The sequence below is a fragment of the Psychromarinibacter halotolerans genome, from assembly GCF_029168315.1.
Lineage (GTDB): Bacteria > Pseudomonadota > Alphaproteobacteria > Rhodobacterales > Rhodobacteraceae > Psychromarinibacter > Psychromarinibacter halotolerans.
This window is the reverse complement of record NZ_JARGYD010000001.1, coordinates 468,124-483,034: the sequence shown is the minus strand read 5'-3', so window position 1 is coordinate 483,034 and position 14,911 is coordinate 468,124. Positions and strand designations below refer to the sequence as shown.

The 14,911-nt window shown below is 65.8% G+C and carries 15 protein-coding genes and 1 tRNA gene; 7 read left to right on the top strand and 9 right to left on the bottom strand.

Annotated features, from left to right (window positions below; translation table 11 throughout):
• Positions 1-125 precede the first annotated feature (125 nt).
• From P1K30_RS02230 to P1K30_RS02215, 4 genes are all read left to right on the top strand, one after another.
• Positions 126-215, top strand: a tRNA-Ser gene (locus P1K30_RS02230).
• Between the two features lie 115 nt (positions 216-330).
• Positions 331-573, top strand: coding sequence for a hypothetical protein (locus tag P1K30_RS02225; protein ID WP_275631036.1), 243 nt, complete (start codon positions 331-333; stop codon positions 571-573).
• On the top strand, positions 561-884 hold the full coding sequence (locus P1K30_RS02220) for a hypothetical protein (protein WP_275631035.1): 324 nt from the start codon (positions 561-563) through the stop codon (positions 882-884). The genes P1K30_RS02225 and P1K30_RS02220 overlap by 13 nt, the downstream gene beginning before the upstream one ends.
• A gap of 60 nt (positions 885-944) precedes the next feature.
• Complete coding sequence (locus P1K30_RS02215) at positions 945-1,505, top strand: hypothetical protein (RefSeq protein WP_275631034.1); 561 nt, start codon at positions 945-947, stop codon at positions 1,503-1,505.
• A gap of 49 nt (positions 1,506-1,554) precedes the next feature.
• On the opposite strand, the gene P1K30_RS02210 is transcribed toward P1K30_RS02215, so the two are convergent.
• From P1K30_RS02210 to P1K30_RS02190, 5 genes are all read right to left on the bottom strand, one after another.
• Complete coding sequence (locus tag P1K30_RS02210) at positions 1,555-2,835, bottom strand: TRAP transporter large permease (protein WP_275631033.1); 1,281 nt, start codon at positions 2,833-2,835, stop codon at positions 1,555-1,557.
• 11 nt (positions 2,836-2,846) lie between these two features.
• Positions 2,847-3,422: a TRAP transporter small permease gene (locus P1K30_RS02205; RefSeq protein WP_275631032.1), complete on the bottom strand. Its 576-nt coding sequence runs from the start codon at positions 3,420-3,422 to the stop codon at positions 2,847-2,849.
• A 72-nt stretch (positions 3,423-3,494) separates the two neighbouring features.
• Positions 3,495-4,490, bottom strand: coding sequence for a sialic acid TRAP transporter substrate-binding protein SiaP (locus tag P1K30_RS02200; RefSeq protein ID WP_275631031.1), 996 nt, complete (start codon positions 4,488-4,490; stop codon positions 3,495-3,497).
• Between the two features lie 30 nt (positions 4,491-4,520).
• Positions 4,521-6,284, bottom strand: a complete 1,764-nt coding sequence (locus P1K30_RS02195; RefSeq protein WP_275631030.1) for an Ldh family oxidoreductase — start codon at positions 6,282-6,284, stop codon at positions 4,521-4,523.
• 238 nt (positions 6,285-6,522) lie between these two features.
• Positions 6,523-7,527 carry a Fe(3+) ABC transporter substrate-binding protein gene (locus P1K30_RS02190; RefSeq protein WP_275631029.1) on the bottom strand — a complete coding sequence of 335 codons (1,005 nt, stop codon included), beginning with the start codon at positions 7,525-7,527 and terminating at the stop codon, positions 6,523-6,525.
• A gap of 229 nt (positions 7,528-7,756) precedes the next feature.
• Between P1K30_RS02190 and P1K30_RS02185 the strand changes: the two genes are divergently transcribed.
• Together P1K30_RS02185 and P1K30_RS02180 are read left to right on the top strand one after the other, a co-directional pair.
• Complete coding sequence (locus P1K30_RS02185; RefSeq protein ID WP_275631028.1) at positions 7,757-9,052, top strand: HlyC/CorC family transporter; 1,296 nt, start codon at positions 7,757-7,759, stop codon at positions 9,050-9,052.
• A 75-nt stretch (positions 9,053-9,127) separates the two neighbouring features.
• Entirely contained in the window at positions 9,128-9,559 is a 432-nt protein-coding gene (locus P1K30_RS02180; protein WP_275631027.1) for a hypothetical protein, read from the top strand.
• Here P1K30_RS02180 and P1K30_RS02175 read toward each other — a convergent pair.
• Positions 9,556-11,109 carry a helicase HerA-like domain-containing protein gene (locus tag P1K30_RS02175; protein ID WP_275631026.1) on the bottom strand — a complete coding sequence of 518 codons (1,554 nt, stop codon included), beginning with the start codon at positions 11,107-11,109 and terminating at the stop codon, positions 9,556-9,558. The two genes, P1K30_RS02180 and P1K30_RS02175, sit on opposite strands and share 4 nt — an antisense overlap.
• A 443-nt stretch (positions 11,110-11,552) precedes the next feature.
• On the opposite strand from P1K30_RS02175, the gene P1K30_RS02170 reads away from it, so the two are divergent.
• Positions 11,553-12,170 (top strand): invasion associated locus B family protein, encoded by a 618-nt coding sequence (locus P1K30_RS02170; RefSeq protein ID WP_275631025.1) that lies wholly within the window; start codon positions 11,553-11,555, stop codon positions 12,168-12,170.
• 96 nt (positions 12,171-12,266) lie between these two features.
• Here P1K30_RS02170 and P1K30_RS02165 read toward each other — a convergent pair whose 3' ends face one another.
• From P1K30_RS02165 to P1K30_RS02155, 3 genes are read right to left on the bottom strand one after another with little or no spacing between them, the layout of a single operon-like run.
• Positions 12,267-13,475, bottom strand: coding sequence for a beta-ketoacyl-[acyl-carrier-protein] synthase family protein (locus tag P1K30_RS02165; protein WP_275631024.1), 1,209 nt, complete (start codon positions 13,473-13,475; stop codon positions 12,267-12,269).
• Positions 13,472-13,738, bottom strand: coding sequence for an acyl carrier protein (locus tag P1K30_RS02160; protein ID WP_275631023.1), 267 nt, complete (start codon positions 13,736-13,738; stop codon positions 13,472-13,474). Before P1K30_RS02160 ends, P1K30_RS02165 begins: the two co-directional genes overlap by 4 nt.
• 30 nt (positions 13,739-13,768) lie before the next feature.
• Positions 13,769-14,863, bottom strand: a complete 1,095-nt coding sequence (locus P1K30_RS02155) for a UDP-3-O-(3-hydroxymyristoyl)glucosamine N-acyltransferase (RefSeq protein WP_275631022.1) — start codon at positions 14,861-14,863, stop codon at positions 13,769-13,771.
• Positions 14,864-14,911: the final 48 nt, after the last annotated feature.

The following is a 14,911-nucleotide window of genomic DNA, read 5'->3' as shown; positions in this document are numbered from 1 at the left end:
CTACTCTTGCCTCGGGGACGATCCAAGGACCTTACCAAGCGGCAATCGCGCAGATGTCATCTTTCGGCGAAAATCGGGTTGCGCGCCCTTCGGCCTTGTCCTATGTGCACCGCCAGACCCTTCGCGGAGAGGTGCCGGAGTGGTCGAACGGGGCGGTCTCGAAAACCGTTGACCCTTCACGGGGTCCCAGGGTTCGAATCCCTGTCTCTCCGCCACTTTCCTTCAGTTGGCAGCCGTCGTCGAAAATCGGATTACCCCGCTACGGGGCCCGGTTGCGATGGCATTGGTGGTTTAACCGAAATCGGAATTCCTGCGCTCGGATTGCACGAAATGCTGGACGGACGGATGCAGAATTTGCTATGTTTCAACGAAATGGACCCCGGCAGACAGAGCCGCCGAGGTCAAACTGCTGAAATGAAAGTTGGCTCACCACTCACGGAATGTTGCCTGAGAAAATATTACTACGGCTGGGCATTGATTCCAAGAGTTTATCACTATGATAAATTGTTTTCCGGAACGATTTTTGCGGCGCGCCAGCGTCGCCCGAAGCGGGGCCTGACATGGACAAGCTGAATTCGATCTTCGAACTGCGCGATATGCTGCGGCAGCTTGAGACCGACATGGGGCTTGGCGGACTCAGCCGCACGGAACGGGACGTTCTGTTGGCGGCGCACAGCCTCAGCGCCGGCCCCGACCACATCGTCACCTCGAACGACCTGCGCGATCATCGCCTTGTGCGGCTGGTCCCGCAGGCGACCTTCTATCGCGCCGTGCGTACGCTGCTGGGGCGCGGGTTCCTCGAACGGGCTGGCGATACGCGGGCCCGCGCTTACGTGGTCCGCAGCGACCTTGTCGGGCCCGCCCTTCCCGAGGCGCCAGCCTGACCATCCCTTCATGACCCATCCCTCGACTGATCGCCTGAACGCGCAACGGGTCCCCCTGCCATGACGGTACGGGCTTTCGTCGTCGTGGTCCTGACCTACCTGCTGGCGCACGGGCTGACCGCGTGGCTGATCGCGCCGGTTCAGGCGCTGTATATGCCCGAGATCACCGTCTACGCGAGCCTTGTGTACCTGCCGCACGGCGTCCGGGTGTTGGCTGCGTGGCTGCTGGGATGGACCGCCGTGTTCCCGCTGGCCATCGGCGCGCTTCTGTCCGAGTTTCTGTTCACGTCGCACGACTTTGCCCATGTCGCGGACCCGGTCCTGCTGAAATCGGTCGCCGTCGGCGCGGCGTCGGCGCCGCTGGCCTTCGGGCTGCTGCGCATGCTGCGGCCCGCCCACGTAACGGACCGGCGGCCCACCCTTCACTGGTCCTGGCTGCTTCTGACGGGCGCGGTCGCGTCCGGCCTGAATTCGGTCGGCCAATCGCTGGTCTTCTCGGGACGACTGCTGCCCGGTCAGCCGCTGTCGGTCAGCGTGGTCTATCTCGTCGGGGATATCATCGGGCTGGTGGTCACCGCGCTTGCCCTTATGCTGGTGTTCCGCGCGATGCGATCGCGCTAGCGGCGCGACCCGGCGCGGGCGCCCTGCCCGACCGGATCGCGCGGTTTCGTCAGCGGTAGATCAACGTCGGCAGCCACAGCGTGATGGCCGGGACGTAGGTGATCAGCAGCAGCACCAGAACCAGCGGCACGAGGAACGGCGCGGTGCCGACCACGGCGCGTTCGAACGGGATCTTGGCGATCCGCGACAGCACGTACAGCACCATGCCCACCGGCGGGGTCAGCAGGCCCAGCATCAGGTTCAGCACCATGATGACGCCGAAGTGCACCGGATCGACCCCGATCGCCACCGCCACCGGCAGAAGCACCGGCACCATGATGGTGATCGCCGCGACGGTTTCCATGAAACAGCCGACCACGATCAGGATCAGGTTGATCAGCAGCAGGATCATCCACGGCCTGTCAGACGCGGCAAGCAACAGCGCCGCGACATGCTCGGGCACCCGGTTCGAGGTCAGGATCCACGCGAAGATCGCCGCCGCGCCTACCACCAAGAGCACGACCGCCGTCGTCTCGATGGTGTCGAAGCTGACCCGCAGAAAGCGTTTCCAGTTCAAGGTGCGGTACACGATCAGGCCAAGGAACATCGCCCACGCACAGGCGGCCACCGCGGCCTCTGTCGGGGTGAAGGCGCCGGTCAGGATACCGCCCACGATGATGACCGGGGTCAGCAGCGACAGGAACGCGCGGCGGAAGCTCGACAGCAGAACCGAGACCACGAAGGCCTGATCCCGGGGATAGCCCCGGCGGCGCGCCATGATCGCGACCATCACCATCAGCGACAGCGCCATCACCAGCCCCGGCACGAAGCCCGCCGCGAACAGTTGTCCGATCGAGGCCGAGGCGACAACGCCGTAGATCACCATCGGCAGCGACGGCGGGATGATCGGCCCGATGGTCGACGACGCGGCGGTGATGCCGACCGCGAACTCGGGGTCGTACTTGGCGTCGCGCATCGCCTTGATCTCGATGGCGCCAAGCCCGCCCGCGTCCGCCACGGCGGCGCCGGACATGCCCGCGAAGATCACGCTGGCGCCGACGTTGACGTGACCCAGACCGCCGCGCATCCAGCCGACCATCGACAGGGCAAAGTTAAAGATCCGCTCGGTGATGCCGGCGGTGTTCATCAGGTTGCCGGCAAGGATGAAGAACGGCACCGCCAGCAGCGGAAAGCTGTCGACCCCGTTGATCATGCGGTGCGCCACCACCATCGGCGGCACCGAGCCGCTGACAAGGATGTACAACGCGGACGATCCCGCCAGCGCGATGGCCACCGGCACACCGAAAATGAGAAGCCCGAACAGGGCCACGAAAAGAAGGGCGATTTCCAACTTGGGAACTCCTAGTCCATCCGGGGCACGCCCTCGGCGTGAAGGTGGGGATCAATAAGTTTGGACGAGCCGGTGCGCAGGTGGCGCACCGTGTTGATCAGCGCGTACAGCGTCATCACCGCGAAACAGGCGGCGACGAACCAGTAGACGTAGGACTTGGGCACGTCGATCGAGACCATCATCTGACGGGTCCGTCCCGCCAGCTGAACGGTCAGCCCGGTCAGAAGCCCGAAGAAGCCAACGGTTATGACGTCGATCACCAGCTGGGCGACCTTGCGCCCGAAGCGGGGAATCCAGCGGTACAGGAATTCGACCGCGATATGCGACTGCTTGCGCACCGCCATCACCGCGCCGGTGAAGGTGACGCCGATCAGCAGAAAGCGCGCAATCTCTTCCGTCCAGCCCAACGAGTCGTTCAGGACGTAGCGGGTGAAGAACTGCAGGAACACGACGAAGGCCAGCACCCAGAAGATGATGAACACAAGGCTGTCGTCCCAGCTTAGGTCGGACAGGTCGATGTCCTGTTCCTCGAAGTGGATCTCGGGCGGCTCGGCGGGATCGGCCGGATCGGTGTTTGGGTCGGTCATGGGGGGTCCCGGTCTGAAGGGCGCACGCAGAAACCGGCGGACGCATCTGCGCCCGCCGGCCCGGTCAATGGCTTACTGGCCGATGGCCTGCAGCTTGTCGTAGGTGTCCTGATCCCAGGTCGCCATGTCGCCGTTGTGCATGGCCTTCACCGCCTCGATGAACGGACCACGGTCGATCTCGTTCACGGTGACACCCTGATCGCGGAACCACTGGGCCAGTTCGGCCTCGGAGGTGCGGATCGCATCGGTGGCGCAGGCCGCAGTGTCCTCAAGCACGCCAACCAGCGCCTCTTGGTCGGCGGCATCCATGCTGTCCCAGGTCGGGCCGCCGACGATGGTCAGCAGCGCGTCCGTGATGTGGCCGGTCAGGTTGATGTTCGACTGCACTTCGTAGAATTTCTTGGCCTGAATGGTCGGCAGCGGGTTCTCCTGCGCGTCCACGGTGCCCTGCTGCAGCGCAAGGTAGACCTCGGCGAAGGCGATCGGCGTCGGGTTGCCGCCCGTTGCCTCGGGGAACATCATGTACAGCGGCGCGTTCGGCACGCGGATCTTCAGGCCCTCCATATCGGCGGGCGAGGTGATCGGCTTGTTCGAGGTCACATGACGGTTGCCGTAATAGGTCATCGCCACGATGTGGTTGCCGGTCGCGTCGGTGTAACCCTGCGACAGTTCACCGAACAGGTCGGACTGGGTGAACGCTTCCCAGTGATCATAGTCGCGGAACATGTAGGGCGCGCCGCCGATGGCGATCGGACCGTACGCGCGGCCCGCGAACAGCTGGCCGGTGTAGATGATGTCGACGGTGCCAAGGCCGAGGCCCTCGTTGATGTCGACTTCCTTGCCCAGCGACGAGGCCGGGAAGACCTCGATGCCGTAGCGGTTCTCGGTCGCCTCCATCAGCGCCGCGCTCGCGTCGACGGCGCAGGTGTGATAGGGCTCGCTGGTTTCGTAGACGTGGGCGAACTTCAGGACGCGGTCCGCCTCTTGCGCGGTGGCCGGGGCCACCGACATCACGGCAACCGCACCTGCGGCCGCCAGAAAAGTCGTCTGTTTCAATTTGTTGGTCATCGGATTTTCCTCCCTTTCCGAATCTTCGCTTTATGCCCCCGCCGAAAGTCTCCCCGGGGGCGTCACACCGTTGGCCCGGGCGAATGCCCCAAGGCTGTCCAGTGTCGTCTCGTCGATCTTCAGTCCGATCTTGCGGCGCTCCTCCGCCTCGCGCCATTCCCGGTCGCCCGGCGCCATCACCTCGGCATCGGCGGCAGCGGCCGAGCGGCGGATCGTCCCGAGATAGCGGGTGATCGTCGCGCGGAACGCGTCCGCGCCGCCGAAGGCTTCGGGGTCCAGCGCCAGCACGAAGGCGCCCAGACGGCGCGGCGTCGCCATGTCGTCCGAGATCATCGGCGGCAGCTCGACGCTTAGCGGCGCATCCGCGAAAGCAGTCGACAGCACCTCGGCCAGCCCGGCCAGCGCCGCGCCCTTGTAGCCGAACAGCAGCCCGCCCAGCGGCGCCAGCATCTCGACCAGACCGGGGTCGGTCACGTCGCCGCCCTCGGCGTCGGATGCCACGCTGGACGGCAGCGGCACGCCAAGGCTGCGGCTGAGCATCACGCGGTTGAACGGGATCGAACTGGTCGCCATGTCCAGCAGCCACGGCGGACCGTCCTGCGCGGGCGCGGCGGCCGCGATCGGGTTGGTCCCGTGGAACCGCGCAGCGCCGCCATGCAGCCGGACGAACGCGTCCGAGTTGCACACAGCAAGACCCATCATGCCCCGCTGGGCGATGTCCAAAGCATAGGCCCCGGCGGCCCCGAAATGCGAAGAGTTACGAATCGCCACCGCGCCCAGCCCGTACTGCCGTGCGCGGTCCACCGCGATCTTCGCGGCCTCGAAAGTGGCCAGCGCCCCGTGCGCGTCGTCTGCGTCCAGCACGCAGGCCGCGCCGGTTCCGCCAACGATCTTCGGCGCGGGCGTCCCGTTGATCCGACCGCCCTGCAATCCCTGAAGGTAGTGCGGCAGCAGGCGGAAGCCGTGCGTGTCCACGCCCAGTTCCGACGCGTGCAGCAGCGCCCGCGTCACCGCCTCGGCAGTGGCCGCGTCGGCCCCGGCGGCGGCCAGAGCCTGCCGCGCGAACCGCGCCATCTCGTCGCCCGCGACGCGCGCGGTGCGCTCGGTGGCGGCGCTGGCTGTCTCGGCCTCTTCGACGCGGGACAGATAATTCGTGGTGGTGTCGCCGATGTGCTGCCGCAAGATCTGAAGCGCCACGTCGCACTGGCCTTCGATCACCGCGTCGCGCATCTGGCGATGTTCCTGCAAAGAGCGCGCGTTCAACTGCGGATCAAGCGACAGCCGGTTGCGCAGCGCCTGAACGCGGAACGACAGCATCCGGAAATTCGCCTCGATATAGCTGTTGCCGCAATGCTCGAAGATCGCCCGGTGAAAATCGTAATCCAGCAGCTTGTAGGCATCGGTGTCGCCCGACCCCAGCGCCTTTTCCATCCCGGCGACGATGACGCTAAAGCGGTCGGCAAGCCCGACGGCGTCCCTGTCGCAGGCCAGTCGCATCGCCTCGGTTTCCAGGATCAGGCGCAATTCGCCCAGTTCCGCGATCTCTGACGCGCCCATCGAGAACACACGCGTGGTGCGGTTCGGGGACAGGTCGATCAGGCCTTCGCGCTCCAGCTGGATCAGCGCCTCGCGGATCGGGCTTTTGCTGACACCAAGCAGCCGCACAAGCTCGGCTTCGGGCAGCTTGCCGCCCATCGGGAACTGCCCAGAGATGATCCGTTCCCGGATCGCCTCGCGGGCGCGTTCCGACAAGCTTTGCCGTTCGATCGGCTTATGGCTGACCGTCGAGTCCACGCTGAAAATCTCCTCCCGCAGCGGATAGTATATGATATGCCAAACGGTGCAAGGGGCGCTTTGAAGACCGCGCAGATACGGTGCCGCCGTACCTTATGCCATTGCTTTCAAACGCACTTTACGGCCCCGCAACGGAAAAGGGCGCCCGCTTTCACGGACGCCCCTGCTTGGAACTGTACGGGCGGAACCGAACGCGATTCCGCAGGGTCCGGCCCGGTCACGGGACCGGCCGAACGCCTTAGCCGTCGAAGTTCACTTCTTCCATGATCCGCAGCGCGGCGGGCCGGTGATCGGCGATCTCGGGCAGGTCCATTTCGTCGGGCGTGAACGTGCCCCAGCTTGCCACGACATCCGAAAGCGCCGCGCCATCCAGCACCGGGTATTCGTAGTTGTCCTTGGCATAGATCGCCTGCGCGTGGTCGGACACGAGATATTCCATCAACTGGATCGCCTCGTCCTTGTTCGGCGCCGCTTTGGTCAGCGCGATGCCCGACACGTTCAGGTGCGTGCCGCCGTCCTCGAACTCGGGGAAGACGATGCGGACCGAATTGGCCCATTCCGTCTGTTCGGCGTCTTCCAGCATCTTGCCCATGTAATAGGTGTTGCCAAGGCTGATGTCGCACTCGCCCGCCCAGATGGCCCGGACCTGCGCGCGGTCGTTGCCCTGCGGCTTGCGGGCAAGGTTGTCACGCACGCCAGCGGCCCATTCCTTGGCGGCCTCTTCGCCGTGGTGCGCGATGACGGCGGACAGCAGCGCGAGGTTGTAGTTGTGGGTGCCCGACCGGGTGCAGATCCGGCCTTCCCACTTGTCCGACGCAAGATCCTCGTAGGTCGTGATCTCGCCATCGGCCACACGGTCCTTCGAGGCATAGACGATCCGGGCCCGCGCGGTCAGGGCGAACCAGCGGTCTTCGCTGTCGCGCAGGGTCGCGGGGACGTTGGATTTCAGCACGTCGCTGTCGACCGGCTGGATCACGTCGGCGTCGACGATCTGCTTCAGGTTGGCGATGTCCACGGTCATCACCAGATCGGCGGGCGAGCGGTCGCCCTCGGCGCGCAGGCGCTCGACGATGCCCTCGTCGATGAAAGCAAGGTTCACGGCAATGCCGGTTTCCTCGGTGAAGGCCTCCATCACGGGCTCGATCAACTCCGGCTGGCGGGTCGTGTAGATGTTCACATCCGCAACGGCGGGCGCGGCAACGGCGATGGCCGAAGCGGCCAGTAGATGGGTGCGAAGCGTCATAGGTGTCCTCCTGTGTTCCGCCGGGATCTAAATCCGACAAAATTACTCAGGTCAAGACGTCGCGCGCATTCTCACCAGAGATCACGAAAACGTCAGATCGCCAGTCCACGGCAAAACGGCCCAGACCCAGCGGCCCCGCCACGGTTTGCAACAGACGCGCGGCTCTGCCCTTGCCACGCCCCCTGCCCGCACCCATAACAAGCGCACGCATCAACAAACGAACGGGACCATGACCCTCGACGCCGCCTTCTGGGGCACCTCAGCCGCCATCATCGCCCTTCTTGTCCTTTCGGCTTTCTTCTCGGGCAGTGAGACCGCGCTGACAGCCGCGTCCCGCGGCAAGCTGAATTCGCAGGCCGACAAAGGGTCCAAGGCCGCTCGCACCGCGCTCAACATCACCGAGGACAGCGAACGGCTGATCGGGTCGGTTCTGCTGGGCAACAACCTCGTCAACATTCTCGCGACCTCGCTGGCGACGGCGTTGTTCACGCGCCTGCTGGGCGAAGGCGGCGTTGCCCTTGCGACGCTGGTGATGACGCTGCTGGTGCTGATCTTCGCCGAAGTGCTGCCCAAGACCTACGCCATCACCAACGCCGAGCGCGCCGCGTCCTTCGTGGCGCCCGCGATCCGGGTGGTGATCCTTGTGCTGAACCCGATCGTCAGCACCGTGCGCGTGCTGGTCCGGCTGATCCTGCGCGTTTTCGGCGTCCGCACCGACCCCGAAAGCCAGATCCTTGCCGTGCGCGAAGAGATCGTCGGCGCCATCACCCTTGGCCACACCGAGGGCGCAGTGGAAAAGGAAGACCGCGACCGCCTGCTGGGCGCGCTGGACCTAGCGGACCGCACCGTCGAAGAGATCATGCTGCACCGGTCGGGCATCGAGATGCTGAACGCCGATGCTCCGCCGCAGGAAGTGGTCGAGCAGTGCCTGAACTCGGCCCACACCCGCCTGCCCGTCTACCGCGACGAGCCCGAGAACATCGTCGGCGTGGTTCACGCGAAGGACCTTCTGCGCGCGATCTACGCCCGCGCCACCCAGCCAGAGGCCAGCAATAGCCCGCTGGAGAATTTTAACGTCATGGACGTGGCGATGAAGCCCTACTTCGTGCCCGAAACCACGACGCTGGATGACCAGATGCGCCAGTTCCTTGCCCAGCACACCCACTTTGCGCTGGTGGTGGACGAATACGGCTCGCTCGAGGGGCTGATCACGCTTGAGGACATCCTTGAAGAAATCGTGGGCGAGATCACCGACGAGTTCGACATGGACGAGGATTCCCCGCTGCGGCCGACCGACGAGGGCGACTATCTCATCGACGGCTCGATGACGATCCGCGACCTGAACCGCGCCGCCGACTGGTCGCTGCCCGACGAAGAGGCGAACACCATAGCGGGCCTTGTGATCCACGAGGCGCAGATGATCCCGAACCAGGGCCAGGTGTTCAACTTCCACGGCTTCCGGTTCGAGGTGCAGGAACGCAAGGACAACCGCATCACGCGGCTGAAGATCCGCCCCCTGCTTTAGCGCCCGGTCGCGCGGACCATTGACGCGACGCGCCGGGGGGCCAGTTTGATCGGCAGGCCACCCGGACATTGCCCCATGCGCACCGCCCTTCTTCTTGCACTGCTGGCTGCCGCCCCCGCGGGGGCCAATCCGCTGAGCGACCTGATCGTCGGGTCCGAACCCTGTAGCGGCCTGTCGCCCATCGACCGGACCGAGACGGCGCGCCTGTCGCAGGCGACCATCGAACTGGATGGCGACACCGTGCGGCTGGCTGCGACCGGGCACCTGCGCTGCAAGACCTCGCCCGGAACGTGGATCGGCATGGACGCGGCGGCGCGGATCAACCTGTCGGCCGAGATCGACCTGACGACCTGCGACATCCCCGTGCTGTCACTGGACCTCGATGACTTCGGCGGTTCGGCCGAGCAGGTGCTGCGGCTAGCCGACGGGCTGCTGGAGGACGCGCTGCGCGCCGACGCGCGGCGCGAACTGGTGGACCTGTGCGAGGGTCTGAAGGACCCCGGCTAGCGCGCCTTGAACAGCCCGCCGAGAATGCCGCGCACGATGCGGCGGCCAGTGGTGCCGCGCAGTTCCTTCTTCAGCGCCTCGGTCAGCGCTCCGCCAAAGCTGTCGTCCTTCTCGACCCGGCGCCCGCGCCCGCTGCCAGACGGCTCGTACCGGCGCGAGGACGCGCCGCCGCCATAGCGCCGCGCGTTCTCGAACTCGCGGTCGTCCTGCGGCTCTGGTTCTGCGGCGGCCTCGGCCTCTTTCGCGGCGTCTTCGGCGCGCTTGGTCAGCGTCTCGTAGGCGCTTTCGCGGTCGACAAGCGTGTCGTACTTGCCGGCCACGGGCGACGCTGCGATGACCGCCGCGCGCTGCGTATCGGTGATCGCGCCCAGCTGCGACGACGGCGGGCGGATCAGCGTGCGCTCGACGATGCCCGGCGCGCCCTTGTCTTCCAGCATCGAGGTCACGGCCTCGCCGGTGCCGACATCGCGGATCGCCTCGGCCGTGTCGAACCGGGGGTTGGCGCGATAGGTCTCGGACGCGCGGCGCAACGCCTTCTGGTCGCGGGCGGTGAAGGCGCGCAGCGCGTGCTGGATGCGGTTGCCCAACTGGCCCAGCACGTCCTCGGGCACGTCGTCCGGGTTCTGGGTGCAGAAGTACACGCCGACGCCCTTGGACCGGATCAGCCGCGCCACGGTTTCCACTTTGTCGATCAGCGCCTTGGGCGCGTCGTCGAACAGCAGGTGCGCCTCGTCGAAGAAGAACACCAGCTTCGGTTTGTCGGGATCGCCGACCTCGGGCAGTTCCTCGAACAGTTCCGACAGCAGCCACAGCAGGAACGTGGCGTAGAGCTTGGGCGAGGACATCAGCTGATCCGCCGCCAGCACCGAGATCCGCCCGCGCCCGTCCGCATCGACCTGCATCAGGTCCGACAGGTCCAGCGCCGGTTCGCCAAAGATGCCCGCGCCGCCCTGATTTTCCAGCACCAGAAGCTGGCGCTGGATCGCCCCGATCGACGCCGCCGAGATATGGCCATAGCGCAGCGACAGGTCGGGCGCGTTCTCTCCGACCCAGACCAGCAGCGCGCGCAGGTCCTTGAGGTCCAACAGTGGCAGGCCCTCTTCGTCGGACAGGCGGAACGCGATGTTCAGCACGCCTTCCTGCGCCTCGGACAGGTCCAGCATCCGCGCCAGCAGCAGCGGCCCCATCTCGGCCACGGTGGTGCGTACCGGGTGGCCCTTGCGGCCGAACAGGTCCCAGAAGGTGACCGGGAACGCCTCGTAGGTGAAATCGTCAAAGCCGATGGTACCGGCCCGCTTCATGAACGGCTCGTGCAGCTTGCCCTCGGCGGTTCCGGCCACGGCCAGACCGGCTAGGTCGCTTTTCACGTCCGACACGAAGACCGGAACGCCCGCTTTCGAGAACCCCTCGGCCAGGATCTGCACGGTGACGGTCTTGCCGGTGCCCGTCGCCCCGGCGATCAGCCCGTGCCGGTTCGCGTAGTCCAGTCGCAGCCCCTGCTTGACGCCGTAGTCGACGCCGCCGCCGCCCAGAAATACCTTGCCGTCCATGATCCGCTCTCCAAGCCCGACTGCGTGCGGGTCGAAAATACAATGTTAAGGAATGAGTGCCACAGTTAAGGTGTCCGGTTCCCAGTGGAACGGACAAACTTCCTCCCTGTCAGACTGGTCGCGCCCTCGGGCGCGGCCTTTTTTGTATGCCGCAACTGCGGGGCCGCGCGTGCGGCCGCAGCATCGGCGAATTGTGAAGTTTTTGCCATTGACCACCTCGGGTAAACCGCTTAGCGTCCCAATCACAATACATGTCGGCCAGTCCGGCAGGGAGAGAAAAGTCGTGGGAAAAGGGCCGGTTACGGCCCTTTTTTCATGTAACAGACCGCCGCGCCGGTGGGATTTCGCGCGCTGGCAGGCGGCCCGGATTTCGGGGACTGACACTTATTTCGCCCCGTGCTACACCCGCGCCGATAAATTCACACGAGAGCGATGGACACTCCATGAAGCAGACGATTCGAACCCTTCCGCTCGCCCTGATCGTGGCCGCCGGTCCGGTCTTCGCCCAGGACGCGACCACCGAAACGCCGGTTCCCGATCCGATGGAACTGAACATGGGCGTCGACCCGACCGCCGAGGATGGTCCCGGCTCGGTCTACACCCACTCGGAACACGGCGACTGGGAAGTCCGCTGCATCCGCACCGACGCGGGCAACGATCCCTGCCAGCTTTACCAGCTTCTTGAAGACCCGAACGGCAACCCGGTGTCCGAGATCAACGTGTTCCCAATCAATGACGACGCCGTCGAAGCCGCCGCTGGCGCGACGGTCGTGACGCCGCTGGAAACGCTGCTGACCGCACAGCTGGCGTTCCAGATCGACAGCGCGCAGCCCCGGCAGTACCCGTTCGCGTGGTGCTCGCAGATCGGCTGCTTCGCGCGGCTAGGCTTCGCCGACGCCGACGTCGATGCAATGAAGGCCGGGTCTGAGGCACGGATCATGATCCGCCCCGTCGCGGCGCCCGACCAGATGGTCACGCTGCCGGTGTCGCTGAGCGGCTTCACCGCCGCGTTCGACGAAGCGTCCGAACTGAACGTGAACGCCGAGATGGACATCCAGTAACGTCCACCGGTCGGAAACGACAAAGGCGCCACGGAGAAATCCGCGGCGCCTTTTTTCATGCCGGTCGCTGCCCCATGTGCGGAAACGCGGCGGCGTCTAGATCTTGCGGATCGCCAGCACCGCGTTCAGCCCGCCGAAGGCAAAGGCGTTGGACAGGACCGCGTCGACCTTCGCTTCGCGTGCCTCGTTCGGCACCACGTCCAGCGCGCATTCCTGATCCGGTTCCTCGTACCCGATGGTCGGCGCGATGATCCCGTCGCGCACGGCCATGATACACGCCAGCAGTTCCACCGCGCCGGTGCCGCCGATCAGGTGGCCGTGCATCGACTTGGTGGACGAGATCATGACGCTGTCCGCCTTGGGCCCCAAGGCATCCGCCACCGCCGCGCATTCCGTCTTGTCGTTCGCCGCCGTGCCGGTGCCATGCGCGTTGATATAACCGACATCGTCGCGGTTCATCTTGGCGTCGGACATCGCGCCGGTGATCGCCCGCGCCGCGCCCTGCTTGGACGGCATCACGATGTCGCTGGCGTCCGAGGTCATGGCAAAGCCCGACACCTCGGCAAGGATCTCGGCGCCGCGCTTCTTGGCGTGCTCGTATTCCTCGAACACGAAGATCCCCGCGCCCTCGCCCTGCACCATGCCCGACCGGTTGGCCGAGAACGGGCGGCAGGCGTCTTTCGACATCACGCGCAGCCCTTCCCACGCTTTCACACCGCCGAAACACAGCATCGCCTCGGCGCCGCCGGTGACCATCGCGTCCGCCATGCCGGACCGGATCATGTTAAACGCTTGCCCCATCGCGTGGTTCGACGACGCACAGGCCGTGGCCACGGTGAACGAGGGCCCCTTCAGGTTGTATTCCATCGAGACGTGGCTGGTCGCGGCGTTGTTCATCAGCTTCGGCACGATGAAGGGGTGAACCCGGTTCTTCCCCTCTTCGTAGACCGCGCGATAGTTGTCGTCCTGCGTCTGCAAGCCGCCGCCCGAGGTGCCCAGCACCACGCCCGACCGCGCCGCGAGATCGCCGATGAACTCCAGCCCCGCCTGCCCGATCGCCTGTCGCGCCGCCAACAGCGCGAACTGCGTGAAACGGTCGTACAGGGCAATTTGCTGGCGGTTGAAATGGGCGTGCTCGTCATAGCCCTTGATCTGGCCGCCGATGCGGACCGACAGGCGTTCGACGTCGCGGATGTCCAGCTCGGAGATGCCGCAGCGCCCTTCGCGCATGGCCTCCAGCGTCTCGTCCACGGTCTGCCCCAGCGCGTTGATGGTTCCCGCGCCGGTGATGACAACGCGTCTCATCCGTGCTGGTCTTTCACCAAGCCTTCCACCGCGCCGATGATCGCGTTGACGGACGAGATGTCGAACTCGCTTTTCTCGGGTTCGTTGGCGTTGAAGGGCACCTGAATGTCGAACTCTTCCTCGATCGTGAAGATGGATTCCACAAGGCCGAGGCTGTCGATACCGAGATCCTCGAGCGTCTGCTCACCCTTCACGTCTTCCACGTCCAGAACCGCCTGCTCGGCGATGATCTTTCTGACACGATCCCTGATTGTATCGGCCATGCGCGTCCTCTCACCCGGTTGGGCGCTGATCTAATCGGTCACGTCCGGTTTTGAAACCGAATTTTTCAACGCGGCGACCTCTGTTGCCAGCCGCGGAAGCCGCCGCAGCGCCTTATACATTTCAACGTGCGTGTCCATCTTCACGGCCGGATAGCCCATCACCACGCGCCCTTCGGGTACGTTCGACAGGATGTTGGTGCCACCGCCCGCGACGACCCCATTGCCGACGAAGATGTTGTCCACCACGCCAACCTTGCCGCCGAAGATCACGTTGTCGCCTATGGTCACCGATCCGGCGATGCCCACCTGCGCCGCGAACAGACAGTCGCGCCCCACGGTGCAATTGTGGGCGACGTGGACCTGATTGTCGATCTTGGTGCCGCTGCCGATGGTCGTGGGCCGGATCGTGCCCGCGTCGATACAGGCGTTGGCGCCGATCTCGATGTCGTCGCCCAGCACCACCGCGCCCAGACTGTGGATGCGAACCCAGGCCTGTGCCTCGGCGTCGTTCTCTCCGGCCATCGTCTCGCGCGCGGCCTCGGCGCGGGATTTCTCGGGCGTGACATAGCTGAAGCCGTCCGCGCCGACCACGGCGCCCGGCTGCGCGATGAAGCGGTCCCCGATGCGCACCTGCGCGCCGATACGCACCCCAGCGTGCAGCAGGGCATCGTCGCCGATCACGGTGCCTGCGCCGACCGAGGCGTGGCTGTCGATCCGCGCCCGTGCGCCGATCCGCGCGTCGCGGCCGATGACCACGAACGGCCCGATCGCCGCACCATCGCCGATCTTTGCCCCCTCGCCCACGATCGCCGTCGGATGCACACCGTCGGCCAGGTCGGGCCCGGCGTCCAGCATCCGCGTCAGCCCCGACAGCGCCATGCGGGCGCGCCCCACGGTGATCGCCGCCTTCAGCCCCAGCGCCTGCCAGTCCGCACCCGGCCACAGCAGCGCCGCGCGCGCCTGCCCGGCGGCCAGCCCGTCGGCGTATTTGGGATCCATCGCCAGCGCCAGATCATCCGGCCCGGCCGACTGCGGCTCGGCCGCGCCGGTGACGGAAAGGTCGGTGTCGCCGTGGGCCTCGGCCCCAAGGGCGGCTGCGATCTGGGCGATGGTATGGGCGGGCATGAAACCTCCGGCGCGCATGAAAACGGCGCGGGCCAGCGACCCGCGCCG